This is a genomic window from Paenibacillus sp. J22R56, assembly GCF_056269375.1.
Genome location: NZ_JBWDNV010000005.1, coordinates 28,918 through 42,899, shown reverse-complemented (window position 1 = coordinate 42,899; position 13,982 = coordinate 28,918). Strand labels below are relative to the sequence as shown.

The 13,982-nt window shown below is 45.1% G+C and carries 16 protein-coding genes; 13 read left to right on the top strand and 3 right to left on the bottom strand.

From position 1 onward, the window contains the following. Positions 1 to 77: 77 nt before the first annotated feature. From AC0YNT_RS13170 to AC0YNT_RS13135, 8 genes are all read left to right on the top strand, one after another. Positions 78 to 623: a hypothetical protein gene (locus AC0YNT_RS13170; RefSeq protein ID WP_475804997.1), complete on the top strand. Its 546-nt coding sequence runs from the start codon at positions 78 to 80 to the stop codon at positions 621 to 623. Positions 624 to 675: 52 nt separating this feature from the next. Beyond that, positions 676 to 816 (top strand): hypothetical protein, encoded by a 141-nt coding sequence (locus AC0YNT_RS13165; RefSeq protein ID WP_475804996.1) that lies wholly within the window; start codon positions 676 to 678, stop codon positions 814 to 816. Positions 817 to 947: 131 nt separating this feature from the next. Beyond that, positions 948 to 1,349 carry an RrF2 family transcriptional regulator gene (locus AC0YNT_RS13160; protein ID WP_167279913.1) on the top strand — a complete coding sequence of 134 codons (402 nt, stop codon included), beginning with the start codon at positions 948 to 950 and terminating at the stop codon, positions 1,347 to 1,349. Between the two features lie 51 nt (positions 1,350 to 1,400). Then, positions 1,401 to 2,051, top strand: a complete 651-nt coding sequence (locus AC0YNT_RS13155) for an MBL fold metallo-hydrolase (RefSeq protein ID WP_475804995.1) — start codon at positions 1,401 to 1,403, stop codon at positions 2,049 to 2,051. 33 nt (positions 2,052 to 2,084) lie between these two features. Continuing rightward, complete coding sequence (locus AC0YNT_RS13150; protein WP_475804994.1) at positions 2,085 to 3,185, top strand: AbrB family transcriptional regulator; 1,101 nt, start codon at positions 2,085 to 2,087, stop codon at positions 3,183 to 3,185. A 222-nt stretch (positions 3,186 to 3,407) separates the two neighbouring features. Next, positions 3,408 to 3,863 carry an SRPBCC domain-containing protein gene (locus AC0YNT_RS13145; protein ID WP_475804993.1) on the top strand — a complete coding sequence of 152 codons (456 nt, stop codon included), beginning with the start codon at positions 3,408 to 3,410 and terminating at the stop codon, positions 3,861 to 3,863. Positions 3,864 to 4,094: 231 nt separating this feature from the next. After that, on the top strand, positions 4,095 to 5,057 hold the full coding sequence (locus tag AC0YNT_RS13140; RefSeq protein WP_475804992.1) for a hypothetical protein: 963 nt from the start codon (positions 4,095 to 4,097) through the stop codon (positions 5,055 to 5,057). Positions 5,058 to 5,420: 363 nt separating this feature from the next. Next, positions 5,421 to 5,807, top strand: a complete 387-nt coding sequence (locus AC0YNT_RS13135; protein ID WP_475804991.1) for a GIY-YIG nuclease family protein — start codon at positions 5,421 to 5,423, stop codon at positions 5,805 to 5,807. 129 nt (positions 5,808 to 5,936) lie between these two features. Here AC0YNT_RS13135 and AC0YNT_RS13130 read toward each other — a convergent pair whose 3' ends face one another. After that, the gene (locus AC0YNT_RS13130) at positions 5,937 to 6,140 is read right to left on the bottom strand and encodes a hypothetical protein (protein ID WP_475804990.1); all 204 of its coding nucleotides are present in this window, start codon (positions 6,138 to 6,140) and stop codon (positions 5,937 to 5,939) included. A gap of 99 nt (positions 6,141 to 6,239) precedes the next feature. On the opposite strand from AC0YNT_RS13130, the gene AC0YNT_RS13125 reads away from it, so the two are divergent. The 5 genes from AC0YNT_RS13125 to AC0YNT_RS13105 are packed head-to-tail and all read left to right on the top strand — an operon-like array spanning position 6,240 to position 11,618. Further along, complete coding sequence (locus tag AC0YNT_RS13125) at positions 6,240 to 7,772, top strand: spore germination protein (protein ID WP_475804989.1); 1,533 nt, start codon at positions 6,240 to 6,242, stop codon at positions 7,770 to 7,772. 2 nt (positions 7,773 to 7,774) lie between these two features. Continuing rightward, the gene (locus AC0YNT_RS13120; RefSeq protein WP_475804988.1) at positions 7,775 to 8,962 is read left to right on the top strand and encodes a Ger(x)C family spore germination protein; all 1,188 of its coding nucleotides are present in this window, start codon (positions 7,775 to 7,777) and stop codon (positions 8,960 to 8,962) included. Further along, positions 8,959 to 10,071, top strand: a complete 1,113-nt coding sequence (locus AC0YNT_RS13115) for a GerAB/ArcD/ProY family transporter (RefSeq protein WP_475804987.1) — start codon at positions 8,959 to 8,961, stop codon at positions 10,069 to 10,071. Before AC0YNT_RS13120 ends, AC0YNT_RS13115 begins: the two co-directional genes overlap by 4 nt. A 54-nt stretch (positions 10,072 to 10,125) precedes the next feature. Next, positions 10,126 to 10,731 carry a pentapeptide repeat-containing protein gene (locus AC0YNT_RS13110; protein WP_475804986.1) on the top strand — a complete coding sequence of 202 codons (606 nt, stop codon included), beginning with the start codon at positions 10,126 to 10,128 and terminating at the stop codon, positions 10,729 to 10,731. Between the two features lie 29 nt (positions 10,732 to 10,760). Further along, entirely contained in the window at positions 10,761 to 11,618 is an 858-nt protein-coding gene (locus AC0YNT_RS13105; protein ID WP_475804985.1) for a TolB family protein, read from the top strand. A 65-nt stretch (positions 11,619 to 11,683) separates the two neighbouring features. On the opposite strand, the gene AC0YNT_RS13100 is transcribed toward AC0YNT_RS13105, so the two are convergent. Next, the gene (locus AC0YNT_RS13100; protein ID WP_475804984.1) at positions 11,684 to 12,874 is read right to left on the bottom strand and encodes a Ger(x)C family spore germination protein; all 1,191 of its coding nucleotides are present in this window, start codon (positions 12,872 to 12,874) and stop codon (positions 11,684 to 11,686) included. Beyond that, positions 12,867 to 13,970 carry a GerAB/ArcD/ProY family transporter gene (locus AC0YNT_RS13095; RefSeq protein WP_475804983.1) on the bottom strand — a complete coding sequence of 368 codons (1,104 nt, stop codon included), beginning with the start codon at positions 13,968 to 13,970 and terminating at the stop codon, positions 12,867 to 12,869. Before AC0YNT_RS13095 ends, AC0YNT_RS13100 begins: the two co-directional genes overlap by 8 nt. Between the last annotated feature and the right edge of the window lie 12 nt (positions 13,971 to 13,982).

Here is a 13,982-nt window from a genome sequence, read left to right as displayed (position 1 = left end):
GATGAATGCGGTAACAGTCTCCTCTCTCTAAAAATATGATACTAGTAACTGCTCATAGTGAGAGAGGAGATTTATAAATGAAGAAGGTAAGAATTAGTTTATCTCCGCCTGAATTCACTTATTTCAACGAGATTAAGTATTCGATAGGCAAGGACCCGCTTGTACGGATCGGTCCCCTAGCGGATCTAGGAGACGGTCAATTCGAGGTCACTCTTTATGTCAAAGGTTTTAAGAAAGCCAAAGCGCTCGCTACACTGATTGCCCCTGATAAAGTGATTGGGGGAATTAACATTCATGTGAAGGTAGTAAATAACGGGAAAGTAATTAGTCCAATTGAACGTGAATTATCTCCTCAAGAAATTGCAGCTCTGTACAGGATTGCATTCCGTACGAACCGTTTCTTTCATTTTGTCGCCTTAAGAAGCATTTTTGGAAATACATTCGTATATCCGGTGTTCCGAATCAGAGTCATTCAGTTCTTCAATGATGATCTGTCTGATTTCTACGGCAACTATAATAACGTAGCGGCATTTGTGTTCCGTAACGTGCTTCGTAATGTGATTGACGAAATTCCAATCCAGTTTTCGACGGATAAGAAGAAGTCTTGTAAAAAGAAGAAATAAATAGAGAAGGGGCTTTCCTATATGTCATTAATGACAATGGCGTGAGGAATGGGTGGAAGTCTCGCTGCCAAAAACCACGGATGTCCAGGACATTCATATCACGTTTAATGATGATGTGAATGAGGATCTGATCAATCTGTATCATCATGAGACATCTTCGGTACGAACAGACCGAATTCGGAGTTATGAATAAGAAATAAACGAATATACGGGTAGGCTGGAATCGTGCGATTCCAGCCTTTTTTAGTAATCGGTTTGTGATAAAATATAATATGTGCTAAAATTAGCACATATTAATATGAAGGAGGAAGCAGTCGAGCAGCTATGGCTACACTGAAACGGTTTGGATTTGGCGTACAAGCTTTAATTGTATTGGCTTCTCAGTCGGAGCTGCTGACTAGCAGCGAAATTGCAGAGCAAATTCATTGTGAACCAACTGCCTTGCGTAAAATTTTATCGCAGCTCGTCGAAGGCGGCATTATTGAAGTAAAGCAAGGACGTTCAGGTGGTTACCAGCTGGCCAAACGGCCGGAGCAGGTTACGCTTCGTGAGGTATATCAGACGGTTCATGAGGAAGAACCGCCGTGGGATCGTATGCTGGATACAACGGGCAAACATCATTTCGGCAAGAAGGTGAACGAGTCTTTCCAGAAGATTATGGGGGATATATCCGAACAGGTTTATTTTGTGCTCGGTAATTATACGATTGCGGATTTATTGGACTAAGTTTTTTTATTCTAAATTGTGCAAAAAATAGCACATATAAAGGTGAGAGAAATGAAAATAAAATGGTATGGGCAATCTTCATTCTTACTGACAACAGACGAAGGAACACGTGTATTAATCGATCCTTACGGGCGTCTTCTTGGCTATCGCATGCCTAAAGGTATTGAATCGGATATTGTCATTGTGACACATAATCATAAGGATCATAATCAGATTCAGGTAGCGTCCGGTGAATATATGCTCGTTAATCAGCCAAGGGAATATAAGAAAAAAGAGGTATCCATCAAAGGGATTGCAACCTTTCACGATAAAGCAGGCGGCAAGAAGCGTGGACCTAATATCGTCTTTGTTATCAAGGCAGGAGATTTGACCATATGCCATTGTGGGGATCTAGGACATCTGCTAACAGAGGAACAAGTGCGTCAGATTGGTAAGGTAGATATTCTGATGGTTCCGGCAGGAGGTAAAATGGTATTAGGTGGAGTTGAAGCCGCAGAGGTGATGCGTCAGCTTCAGCCGACAATCGCGATTCCAATGCATTACCGGACGAAAGCGCTGGGACTCCCAGGAAAGCTGATGTTCGAAAAGGTTGAGAAATTTACGACGGCTGCAGGCGTTAAGACGCAGGAAATTCGTGAGCTTGATGTCACGAAGGATACGCTGTCCGATTATGCAGGTGTCCTTACTTTCCTGTATGATTAACAAATAAGGAATTTAATAACGATAGGCAGGCAAATGACGGTGGACTCAAATGGATTCAAATTTATAGTAACACTTGTAACAGCAGTTGGCGGCGGAGTGATCTTTAGTGTCCTTCATACACCGATTCCGTGGCTCCTTGGGCCAATGATAGCCGTATTGATCGGATCAAATGTATGGAAGGGCAAATATAGGTGGCCCGGTCAAATTCGTAATTCCGGCATGATTATTGTTGGTTATACGATTGGTCTTTCGATGACAGGGGCAGCTCTGAAAGAAATGGGCCATCAGCTGCCTACGATGTGCCTGATGACGGTCATCTTGCTGCTGTTATGCGGTAGTATCGCTTTTGCAGTATCCAAGCTGTCGGATACGGATTTCAAAACCGCATTACTTGGCGCCATACCCGGAGGATTATCGCAGGTGCTTGCATTAGCGGAGGAGACGGAAGGCGTTAACCTGACGGTTGTTACGGTAACGCAGGTGGTCAGGCTGATGATTATTGTCATTGGTATTCCGCTGCTTGTGTTCAGCCCAATCTTTGGTCAGGTGCATGATGCAGCGGCAGCAGCGGTGTCACTCACAACCAGCCAGGCCAATTGGGCGGACTTGTTCCCCAATATTCTTATTTTTGCTCCAATTTGCGCGATATGTGCAATAGCTGGTAACCGGATCAACTTCCCTACTGCTTACCTACTTGGTCCAGCCATTGCAACAGCTGCTCTGCAAGGCGCTGGCCTGCATGGTCCTGCACTACCTTCGGGTTTAATCAGTGCTGCGCAGTTGATGATTGGCACGTATGTTGGTTTATTACTTAAGCCAGGCAAGCTTCAGCGGAAGGTAAGGACGTTTTCTTTTGCTATTGGAAGCGGGTTGGTCCTCATGATCTTTGCTTGGGGAGTTAGTGAGCTGCTCACTGTCCTACATCCAGTCTCAAGATCAACGGCTTTGCTTAGCCTTGCACCTGGAGGAATGGACCAGATGGGCATATTGGCACATGAGATTGATGCCGATCTATCGATGGTATCGGGGTATCAATTGTTCCGGACTTTCTTTATCTTTTTTGCGGTACCGCCTATTCTGCGCCTATTATTCAAGATCAAACGGAAAGGTTCAGTTACGGAGCAGCCGCAGTAAACTTTTATGGATGGCATTCTCAATACCCGTCTTGGCGGGGAAATTTATTAAGGACTTGAGACATTTTGTCTCAAGTCTGTTTGTACCTAACGGGACAGCCACACGTGCCGAAGCAGCCGTGCTGCTGCTTCGATTGCTAGAACAATAAGAGATTTATAGAATTTACCATATTCCTCGTGTTATGCTAGGCTGGAGTGTATTTCTATGTTGGGAGGTAATAGAATGCAAGACATTCAATTAGACCGTAATCAGCTTACATTTGAAAGTCTAATTCAAGCTCCTAAAGATCGTGTATGGGCAGCCATTGCGACTTCGGAAGGAACAAGAGAAACCTTGTTTGGCTGTTCAATCGACTCCACCTTTGAGCCAGGAGCACGTATTGAGTTCCGAGGTCAAGGTGCGGATGGGGATAATACTCTTCATGTGTATGGTTTTGTCCGCCTCTATGAACCCAATGTGGAATTCGCCTATGAGCAGCATGCTGCACCAGCCTATGACCCCAATCATGAGACGACCTATTGCGATATGACTTTTAAGCTCATTCCTGAAGGGGAGGCAACACGTTTGGTGCTTACCTGTAATTGGACAGCAGGAAATCGGGGATATGAGCATGCGAAAGCAAGCTATCCGGAGTCCGATTATATGGATGCTATCAAGAGATTCGCAGAAGCTCGTTAATTGGATAAAGCCGTGTAAATGGATCTTCCATTTATACGGCTTTTTTGTGTGAGAATAGCCTTTTTTTAGCCAAGCATGACAAGTGCATATACCACGGGGCTCTTGTCCGACATAGATTAACGGGACAACAACCTTGGAGGTGCAGGTTTGACAGCCCTATCCCGGAAATCCAAAAAGCATAAGCATTGCAAACGCAAGGCGATTTGCCGTCATAAAAGAAAGCCTTGCAGAGTGAGTATGACTAATGCGGAGTTTGAACGTTTAATTAGTATTTTGGAAGGCATTAATAATGAACTTCCTACTGCACTTACACACATGGAGACGGAGCATAATCATAATTTAAAGATGCAAAATATCCGGTTGATGGACTTTGTAGGGAAATCCGATATGTGCCGCAAAAAGCTGCTTCTCAAGCTGATTGGAGATTTTATTGATCTGCTTAAAAGAATAGAAGTTTCCATTATTGATAAGGTTATTGAGCAGCAACTTATTATTAATGAGCTGTTTATTATCATGGAGACCGTTAACTTAACGACTGTGCAGCAAAATACGTTTAATACAATGATCAATCAAATTAATAATACGATTAATATATTTGAGAATCAGGGTCCTCCTGGTCCGCAAGGACCTGCAGGGCCACAAGGTCCAGCGGGATTGCAAGGGGCGCAGGGGATACAAGGTCCTGTTGGGCCACAAGGAGAACAAGGGCCAGCTGGAGCATTCTCGCCTGCCTACGCCAATATTTATGACAATGCAGCTCAAACGTTAGTTAATGGTCAGACTGTTCGGTTTAATCAATTTGATCAGCCGACATCTATTATTGCTGGCGGAATTGTGGCTACGGCAACATCACTGACTGTTCCAGTCGCTGGCGATTATGCAGCGGATTGGAGCGTTTCGTTCCTGCCGCCACCTACCCATTGTGCGTTTGGGATATTTATAAACGGTGTTCTCGATCCTGCTACAACTTCGGGTCTAGCAGTTACCGATGGCCAGCAAGTTAATGACGTAGGGGCGACGGCCATTTTACGATTAGCTGCTAATGATGTGGTAGAGCTTCGGGCATTAATTCCGCCAACGAGCACACAAGTTGCCATTAATGTTAGCGCGGTTATCCAATATCCGCCGTTTGGCGGGGTGGCAGACCAGCCGATTGCTAGTGCGTCGTTGAGGATTATTAAGTTGACTGCCTGATATTAAGGAAAGCGCTGGGATGAACATGGCATCCCGGCGCTTTTAATTATTCTCGTGGCCATGCTAACGAATCGTGAGATGCTTATTTAGTGAAAAACATCTGCCTCACGAATCTAACGAATCCTGATAACGCTATTTGGCTTGTTGGAGGCAAAACAATGGGAATAAATGAATAATAGCGTTATGAGGATTCGTTACAATTCCAAACCTACCGATTTTGAGCAAATAGCGTTATGTAGATTCGTTAGCCGCGCGGGCCAAGCTTTTTTGTCGTGGTTGACGCATAGCTAGGGCATATGCTATCTTTGAATTCGTTACTTATTTAGTAAATTAGTAAATAAGTATGGAGGAGATGATCAAACAATGGAAAAGCAGCGTAAGAGAGAACTAGGAACAGCCTACTCGCAATCTTTTCGACGGATGGGCGTTTATCAAATTCGGAATGTAGAGAACGGCAAAATACTAGTATTAGGCAGTATGGATCTGGATGGGGCGAAAAACAGACTGGCCTTTATGCAGCAGACGAATATGAACACCGTATTTGAATTACAACAGGATTGGAACAAATATGGTGCCAGCTGTTTTGTCTTTGAAGAGATGGATTCCATCAACCCACGCGAAGAGCATTTGAACGACCGTTCCGAATTGAAAAAATATCAGGCGGAAGTTGATGCACTCCTTGAGTTATGGATCGAGAAGCTTCAGCCTTACGATGAGATCGGCTATAACCGTCGGCCTCGGGCCAATTAGATTTCTATAAAACAACCCGCAGCTTCCTTGGAGGCTGCGGGTTGTTTTCGTAATAGGTGACAATGACGAATAAATACAACTGCTTTGATGCACACTACCGAAGTATTTTCACATTATTTCCAGTATAGATCAATTTTTCTTTTCGTTCACTTGAATTTCAGGGGTAGAACTTTTCTTTTCGCGGTACTTCTTTACTGTTTTTTTGCCTTTCATGGCATACCAGACGATCAGTGGAAACAGTACATTAACAGCAAGCAGGGTATAAAAAATGACCCACAAAATCCATTCCGTATTCATCACTTTCTGATAAAACCAAGAATGATAGAAATCCATGGTATTGCTCCTTCCATCGTCATACTCCAAGGTTTACCAACTATTGTGATCGATCATGGCAAGGCCTATACCATCTTAGAGAAAAGAGGTGATGGACTCTTGTCCTCTATTCAAGAGCAGCTTAATGGGACCTTCAAGCAGTCGGCAAAAGAAAATGAGGCAACGCTTGAGCAAATTTTAGGAAATAGTGCGGCGGATATGCAGAAACGTGACTTTCTATTATGCGGTAATGCAAGCTATCCGGGATTCTGTTGTTATATGGAAGGCCTCGCGGATTCAACCATTGTTGAAGCGATTCTTCGTGCATTAGTGGTGACCGGCAGTCAGCTTAACCGAGATCCTGCGGAGCTGACGACAGCAGAGTCGCTCCGGACTAGTCTCTTGTATAATGCTGCTGTGAAAGATTGTGCCGAGGTGAAGACGGGGATTAACGGCATTCTTTCAGGAGATACGCTTGTTATCTTGGATGGCTTGGACCAGCCTCTTCTTGTCAGCACGAAGGGCTGGAAGGACCGTGGGATTGAGGAGCCTTCCTCTGAAAATAACGTCCGTGGTCCGCGGGACGGCTTCATGGAGAGCATCCGCACGAATACTGCACACGTCCGCAGGAGGATCAAAGATCCGATGCTGCGGTTTGATTCGATGGTGGTTGGGACACGCTCGCAGACCGACATTAATATTGCTTATATCGAGGATCTGGTCAAAGAAGGCCTGGTCGATGAAGTAAAGCTTCGCTTATCTCGAATCAAGATCGACTCGATTCTCGAAAGCGGCTATATCGAGGAGCTTATCGAGGATGCGCCATTATCGATGTTTAACACGGTACAGAGTACGGAGCGTCCGGACAAGGTTGCTTCCGCGCTGCTGGAGGGCCGGGTAGCCATCTTTATTGATAATACGCCGGTTGTTTTAATTGTTCCTACATTCTTCTGGCAGTATATACAGGCACCGGATGATTACTACAACCGATATTGGGTAGGCACCTTCTTCCGGATTGTCAGGTATTTCGCTTTTATGATCAGTCTTATGCTGCCCTCTATTTATGTCATGCTCGTCTCGTTTCACCATGAGATGATTCCAACAGCGCTTGCTTTGACGATTGCGTCTGGCAGAGAGGTTGTACCATTTCCCGTGCTGCTGGAGGCTCTTATTATGGAGCTCGCCTTCGAGCTAATGCGTGAAGCAGGACTTCGAATGCCGAAGCCAATTGGTCAAGCGGTAAGTATCGTTGGTTCGCTAATTATCGGGCAGGCCGCGGTACAGGCCGGACTTGTATCGCCGTTTATGGTTATCATTGTGGCCATTACCGGCATCTCATCCTTTGCAATCCCAAGCTACTCCTCATCACTAGCGATACGCATGTTTCGTTTTCCGCTTCTCATTGCTTCTGGCTTTTTAGGCTTGCTTGGATTTTCTACGATGTTTTTTGCACTGCTGCTGCATGCGCTATCGATCCGTTCCTTCGGTGAATCCTATTTGACGCCGGCAAGTCCCTTCCGGCCATCCGATCAGAGGGATACGATACTCCGTCTGCCGATGTGGATGCTGGATGAGCGTCCGGGGTTTGCACAGGATACGAAGCGCATGGCTGATAATCAGAAGCCGGGAACGCCACAGCAAAAGGGTGAGTGAATATGAAACGTATGCTTGGATTATTGCTTGCTTTAGTCGCTTTATTATCGCTTACTTCATGCTTTGGCTTAAGGCAAATCAATGAATTGGCCATTGTAACAGCTGTGGGTTTAGATATTGGAGACAAGCCAGGAACAATTAAGCTGGCCGCTCAAATTATTCGTCCTGCGGATGCGAGAGGGCAGACTGGTGCCCCGGCTGGTGGAACCGGACAGCCAATCTATTCCATCAGCGCAGAAGGAAGCACTATTTTTGATGCAATCCGTAACTTGGGACGTGTCTCTTCAAGACGTGTTTATTGGGCTCATAACTTCCTTATCGTTATGAGTGAAGATTATGCGAGGCAAGGGATAGGCGACATGATCGACTTCTTTACGCGTAATCATGAGCTGCGCATGAATACTTGGGTAGCCGTTACGTCGGATAAGCCTGAGGAGTTAATATCAACGATTACGGGGATTGAAGTTGTGCCTGGTGAAGCGGTAGATAAATTATTCCGGAACAATGAGGTTGTCGGAGTGGCACCTGGCAGCAACATGATGAATTTGGAGGAAGCTTATTTAAGCAACTCAGCACAGCCCGTACTGGCAAGGCTGAGACTGATGCCACGAGGGATTTCTAATAAGAAGCCAGAGAAGCTGAGTTCAATCAAACAAGTTGAATTGGCTGGAGGAGCAGCTTTTCTTCATGACAAAATGGTAGGCTGGCTGACACCAAAGGAAGCACGTGCCACGCTGTTTTTTTTAGAAAAATTGAAAAACGGGATTGAGGTTATTACTTGTCCGAATAATGATCATGCGCGATTGACGCTGGAATTCAAGAACGCTCATATGACTATCAAGCCTACGTATCAGAATCAAACGCCTCAGTTCCACATTCGGATGAAGGCAGTGGCTGATATTGTAGAGAGCGGTTGTAACGCGCCTGTTCATAGTTTGAGGGGGGAGGCCACGACAAGATTAGAGAAGCTGTTGAAGTCGAGAATAGAAAATGTATTGGTTAAAGCACAGAAGCAATATCATTCCGATTTTCTTAAGCTGGGTGATGTGTTTCGCAATAAATATCCAGTAGAATGGCAGACAGTCAGTTCCGACTGGGAAACGGTACTGTCGAAGGCAGAAACGGATGTTCAGGTTAAAGTAAACATCAAATCTGCAGTCGTGAAAGCAGCGGGAGATGGTATTAAATGATGAAAATCCGAATATCTAACGGAATGTTTATTGCGATGATTGTGAATGTGATCTTCGTCAAAGCAATCGGAGTGACACAAGGTGAGCTTGCCCGCGCCATTGGGCAGGATATGTGGATTGCGACGGCTATTGGAACGGTGCAGGGGATTGTGATGATGTACATCACTTATCTGGCTATCCGAAAAACCCCAGACCGGGATTTCATCCAATTAGGGAAAGCGATGCTAGGAAGATGGTTTGAGATTATTGTCGCATTGCTTATCTTGATCTTCTATGTTGCTGCATTTGGGCCAATTATGATCACTTATGTGTATCATTTGCAGGAGTACTTCTTGCCTGAAGCGCCGATCTCGCTGTTTATTATCGCTTCCCTACTGGTTGGTGCATTAGGCTGCTATTACGGGCTGGAGGTTATTGCAAGAATTGCTCTAGTTGGCCTGCTGTTTATTTTCATGTTGAACGTTCTGATTATTATGGGCTCGACGAATGAGTTTGATATTCGCAACTTGCTGCCTGTTCTGGAGAGTGGTCTGCCGAAGACGGCTGTGGCAAGCCTTCATTTCGACGCGGATTGGGCGATGGCTACGATGCTGGCTGCACTTATTTTCCCTCAAGTGAAGGATGTCAAAAAATATGGCGCCAAACTTGGTATCGCGGGAATTGTGACAAGCGGGGTTATTATTATGATCTGGGCGATGCTGGAGGGAGCGGTGTTATCGGCAGAAGTAACGAGCCAATACACGTTATCTTGTATGAAGCTGGCTCGTAATGCACACATCGGCAACTTCCTGCAGCGTTATGAAATGATTATGATCGCCTTATATTCCATATCTGCTTTGTTTGAAGTCATGTTCTGTCTGTACGCAAGCTCGGTATGCGCCAGCCGGATCTTTGGTATAAAAAGCAATAAACCGATGATTTTGCCGATGTGCCTTATTCTTGGCGCATTCGGCTACTGGATTGTAGATGATCACTTCTGGGCGATTGAATATCTTGAAATATATTGGCCAAGAATAGCACTCCCCATTGCCTTCGGGCTCCCGATTCTACTGCTCCTGCTGCGATTGATGTTTGGCAAAAAACTTCTGAAAGCAAAGCCCGTCACATAGATTGACAATTCTCTCTCCAATCGTTAACCTATCAACGAGCAGGAGGTGTGATCAATGTTGACTTATACGGACGAACAATTCGAAGGGATTGATTTCAGCGAACAAGACTTTAGAGAAGGTGAGCTGACCCGCTGTACCTTTATCAAGTGCAAATTCATCAATACCTCCTTCGAGGAAGTTACAACATCGAGCTGCAGGTTTATGGAATGTGATTTCCACGGCGCGTCGCTTAATGCTTCTACTCATACGGAGTCGGCCTTTACGAACTGCCGCTTCGAACATGCGAATTTGTTCGTAGCCAAGTTTTCATTTTGTAAAATGACAGGCTCTGATTTCTCAGGCGCAGAATTGAATGGCATTACGATTGTACAAGGTGATTGGTCGTATACGAACTTAAGGCATGTTAAATTGGATAAGCAAAGTTTGAAGGAGGTTCGTTTCGTGGAAGCGGATCTTATGGGCGCTTCACTTGAAAAAGCAGATCTGCGCAAATGTGATTTCACACGTGCGAACTTGACGCAAACCAATCTGAGTGGCGCTGATCTGCGAGGAGCAGAGCTGGAAGGCATCCCTGTGCATGTTCTTCATGTGAAGGGCGCACGGATGGACACTGCTCAGGCAATTATGCTGCTAAGATCACTTGGCGCAAAGGTAGAATAACGATTCGTACATAAAGGGGAGAAACGTTCATGGCCGAAACGGCAGGCATCACCAGCTTTCTTGAGACAGTGAATGTAGAGTCAGGCGAGCGCCGCATTCTGGCGCAATTTGATTATTTGATTGAAGCACCTAACTGGACAAGCGATGGCAAGACCCTTATTTATAACAGCAAGGGCCGGATTTATTGTTTTGATATGACCTCAGGTGAAAGTAAAGAGATCTATTCATCATTTGCTGTTCATTGCAATAACGATCATGTCCTCTCTCCTGACAACTCGGAACTGGCTGTGAGCCATCATACGAAGGAAGATGGGCAGTCTCGCATTTATATTTTTCCACTAGAGGGTGGAGATCCTGTATTGGTTACGCCAATGGGACCTAGCTATCTGCATGGCTGGTCGCCTGATGGAGGTACACTTGCATATTGTGCGGAACGAAAAGGCCAATACGATATTTATACGATTCCTGCGATTGGCGGCGAAGAAGTACAGCTGACGAATACGCCAGGCCTTGATGATGGTCCGGAATATTCTCCAAGCGGCGAGTATATCTGGTTCAACTCCGTTAGAACTGGTCTCATGCAGGTATGGCGGATGAAGACAGATGGCAGCGAGCAGACGCAAATGACGTTTGACGAGAGCAACAGCTGGTTCCCGCATGTATCTCCTGATGGTCAGACGATTGCCTATATTACCTATCGGAAAGGCGATGTTGAACCAGGTGATCACCCGGCGAACAAGCATGTGGAGATCCGACTTATGCCAAGTGGTGGCGGCGAATATCGGACGCTTGTCCAGCTGTTTGGCGGACAAGGGACGATTAACGTCAACTCCTGGTCACCAGACAGCAAGCAGCTTGCTTTTGTGAGCTATCGATTGGACAAATAATTGAACATGAAAGCCGCCTGCTGTCTGATTTGTGTAGGACAGCAGGCGGCTTTTTCATATAGCAATTATTGTTCAGTAAAAGAACCAAAATCCGTAACCTTTACGTCGTAGGTGAAGTTGACCTCTGAACGGCTGAACGTATCATCCCAATCCTCCTTTACTTGCTTCCAGACGGAAGGGTACACAATGGCAAGCCGATGACCAAATCCGGCTACATCTACTTTATATTTGGATTGCATATCATTCATTAGCGTTTGAACCATTTGTGCAAGTTTCTCCTCAATGATCTTACTGGTTTTCTCTGCATAGTAACTTGTAGAAGGGATGTTGTTTTTATTCCAGGTTTCAATGAGACGTCCCTCTACAGCGAGATGAACCTTAAAGGATATTTTTCCTTCATTCACATGAGGGGTGATTTTGCTTTTCATCGATTTGATTTCGTAAGTTAACGGCTGATTGTCCCAGTCATAAGTTTTTATCGCTCCAGCTTTTCCTTTGTTCGTAATCCAAGCGAGACATTCCGCATCCTCTTGATTTAAATTTCCGATTAAATGACCGGAAGCTCCTTTAATGATGACGGCCCCGGAAAATTCCATTTCCCCACCTCCTGACACAAGGTTCTGCAGAACAAAGCTTCTCTTCGTTCTCATCAGTGCATCTAGTTTGGATAGAGTAACGGAATCAAGCACTTTGCTTGTTCTCAGTTGATTACGGTACATACCTGTAATATGGAATGAAGGTACCTCATTAGGCTCACTAGATTCAAGTGTTTCTTTGGCTAGACCCTGGCTGATATAAACTTTGGTGCTGGGACGAATATCGTTGTCACGCAAGACAAAGTCAGTCACCTGCTCAATGGTTTGCTTTCTCAGCAATTTAGAGGAGATGACAATGACCTTAAGATGGTGACCGATAATCGGCCGGTCGAGACGTATGGAGAACTGGCGGAAGATTTCCAGTATGGAATCACCACTGCCAGAGACATTGATATAAGGTTTATTTGTACCCGTATTGTTTTTGTCTTTCGTGCCTACGGTCTTCATCGGAACAATCTGGATGGTGGTCATTACCTTATTGTGCTTGGAATAATCCGCACCTTCCGCTTCAAATTCCTTCTCGATAGGAGCCGGTTGTCCAACATCAAGCGCTATGCCGGTATACATCGCAAGATCTTCAATTTCTTTACTGCTCCAACAGCCCGTCAATACGATAGGAAGGAGAAGAGATAAGAATAGCATTTTATATGGTCTATACATGTTGTTTTAATCCCTTTTTGCGTATGATCCAGACAATTGAGAGCAGAACAGGCAGCAGCAGAAATAATATTAGTCCCATTGACCCTATAACGTCACCGAGGGCAAATACATCTTGAATGCTTTTAGGCACCATGGTCGCTAGGAAAATCACTGGAACCATAACATAGATGACCGGAGTAACGGGAAATTTAAATAATTGGGCTATCCCAAGAGAAGCCTGGAAGAAGAAGCTGCAGAAATTGCAGAACATTTGCATCAGCCAAATAACCATCAATGGAAATTCCAATCGCTCCACAAAAAAGCCGGTATATTCAAAGCTTCTAATCAGGTCTATCGTTGGCCAAGTGCTGCTGATGACCGAATCTATGGTGAGACCTCCAACTACGAAAACGATTGTCAGAAAATAAAGGACAAATGGAATCGCAATCCCTCCTATCATCGCTTTGACGGCTTGCTGGGGATGCTGCATAAAGGCAACTAGGGTCATAACAACCTCACAGCCTGTATACACCAGGACAGATGACTTTAAGCCATGAAGTACCGGGAGGACGCCGTTGCCGAGGACAGGGCGTAAATTGTTGATATCAAACAATCGAAGGCTAAATCCATAAGAACCAAGCAGTACCAATATCGTGATCGGAAATATGATTTGAAATACCCGGGCGATAGAATTAATACCACCTAAGACCAAATAAGTACCTATCCAAATAAACGGCAGAATAACAGCCCAGATTGGCGTACCTTCCAGCAGAAAAAACAGCGTAACCTCCGCGAGAGAGCGGATCTCAAAGCCCGCGATTAGGATAAAATAAACGACTAGCAGCAGACACAGTACTTTGCTGGGAAACTTCCCGGCAATTCTGCCGGCATACTGAAAGACGGTCTGTCCAGGAAACTGTTGCGATAATTTGACCATGAGAAGAATAGCCAGCATGACGATGATACCGCCGAGCAGAATAGTAATCCAGGAATCAGGAGTCTTCATGGCTTGGGTAATATAGCGGGGCATGGTGAGAATGCCGGCGCCCAGCACCGTATTCGTTAGGAAGACAGCCGCTTGCGAAGTCGTGATTTTATCATCTGTACGATTGAACAAGGTAATCCTCCT

Bases quoted from the DNA above. Each gene is read 5' to 3' on its own strand.
- AC0YNT_RS13145 (WP_475804993.1), top strand. From the start codon at position 3,408: ATGCAAGACATTCAATTAGACCGTAATCAGCTTACATTTGAAAGTCTA.
- AC0YNT_RS13115 (WP_475804987.1), top strand. From the start codon at position 8,959: ATGATGAAAATCCGAATATCTAACGGAATGTTTATTGCGATGATTGTG.
- AC0YNT_RS13130 (WP_475804990.1), bottom strand. From the start codon at position 6,140: ATGGATTTCTATCATTCTTGGTTTTATCAGAAAGTGATGAATACGGAA.
- AC0YNT_RS13135 (WP_475804991.1), top strand. From the start codon at position 5,421: ATGGAAAAGCAGCGTAAGAGAGAACTAGGAACAGCCTACTCGCAATCT.
- AC0YNT_RS13120 (WP_475804988.1), top strand. From the start codon at position 7,775: ATGAAACGTATGCTTGGATTATTGCTTGCTTTAGTCGCTTTATTATCG.
- AC0YNT_RS13110 (WP_475804986.1), top strand. From the start codon at position 10,126: ATGTTGACTTATACGGACGAACAATTCGAAGGGATTGATTTCAGCGAA.
- AC0YNT_RS13160 (WP_167279913.1), top strand. From the start codon at position 948: ATGGCTACACTGAAACGGTTTGGATTTGGCGTACAAGCTTTAATTGTA.
- AC0YNT_RS13170 (WP_475804997.1), top strand. From the start codon at position 78: ATGAAGAAGGTAAGAATTAGTTTATCTCCGCCTGAATTCACTTATTTC.
- AC0YNT_RS13155 (WP_475804995.1), top strand. From the start codon at position 1,401: ATGAAAATAAAATGGTATGGGCAATCTTCATTCTTACTGACAACAGAC.
- AC0YNT_RS13105 (WP_475804985.1), top strand. From the start codon at position 10,761: ATGGCCGAAACGGCAGGCATCACCAGCTTTCTTGAGACAGTGAATGTA.
- AC0YNT_RS13100 (WP_475804984.1), bottom strand. From the start codon at position 12,874: ATGTATAGACCATATAAAATGCTATTCTTATCTCTTCTCCTTCCTATC.
- AC0YNT_RS13150 (WP_475804994.1), top strand. From the start codon at position 2,085: ATGACGGTGGACTCAAATGGATTCAAATTTATAGTAACACTTGTAACA.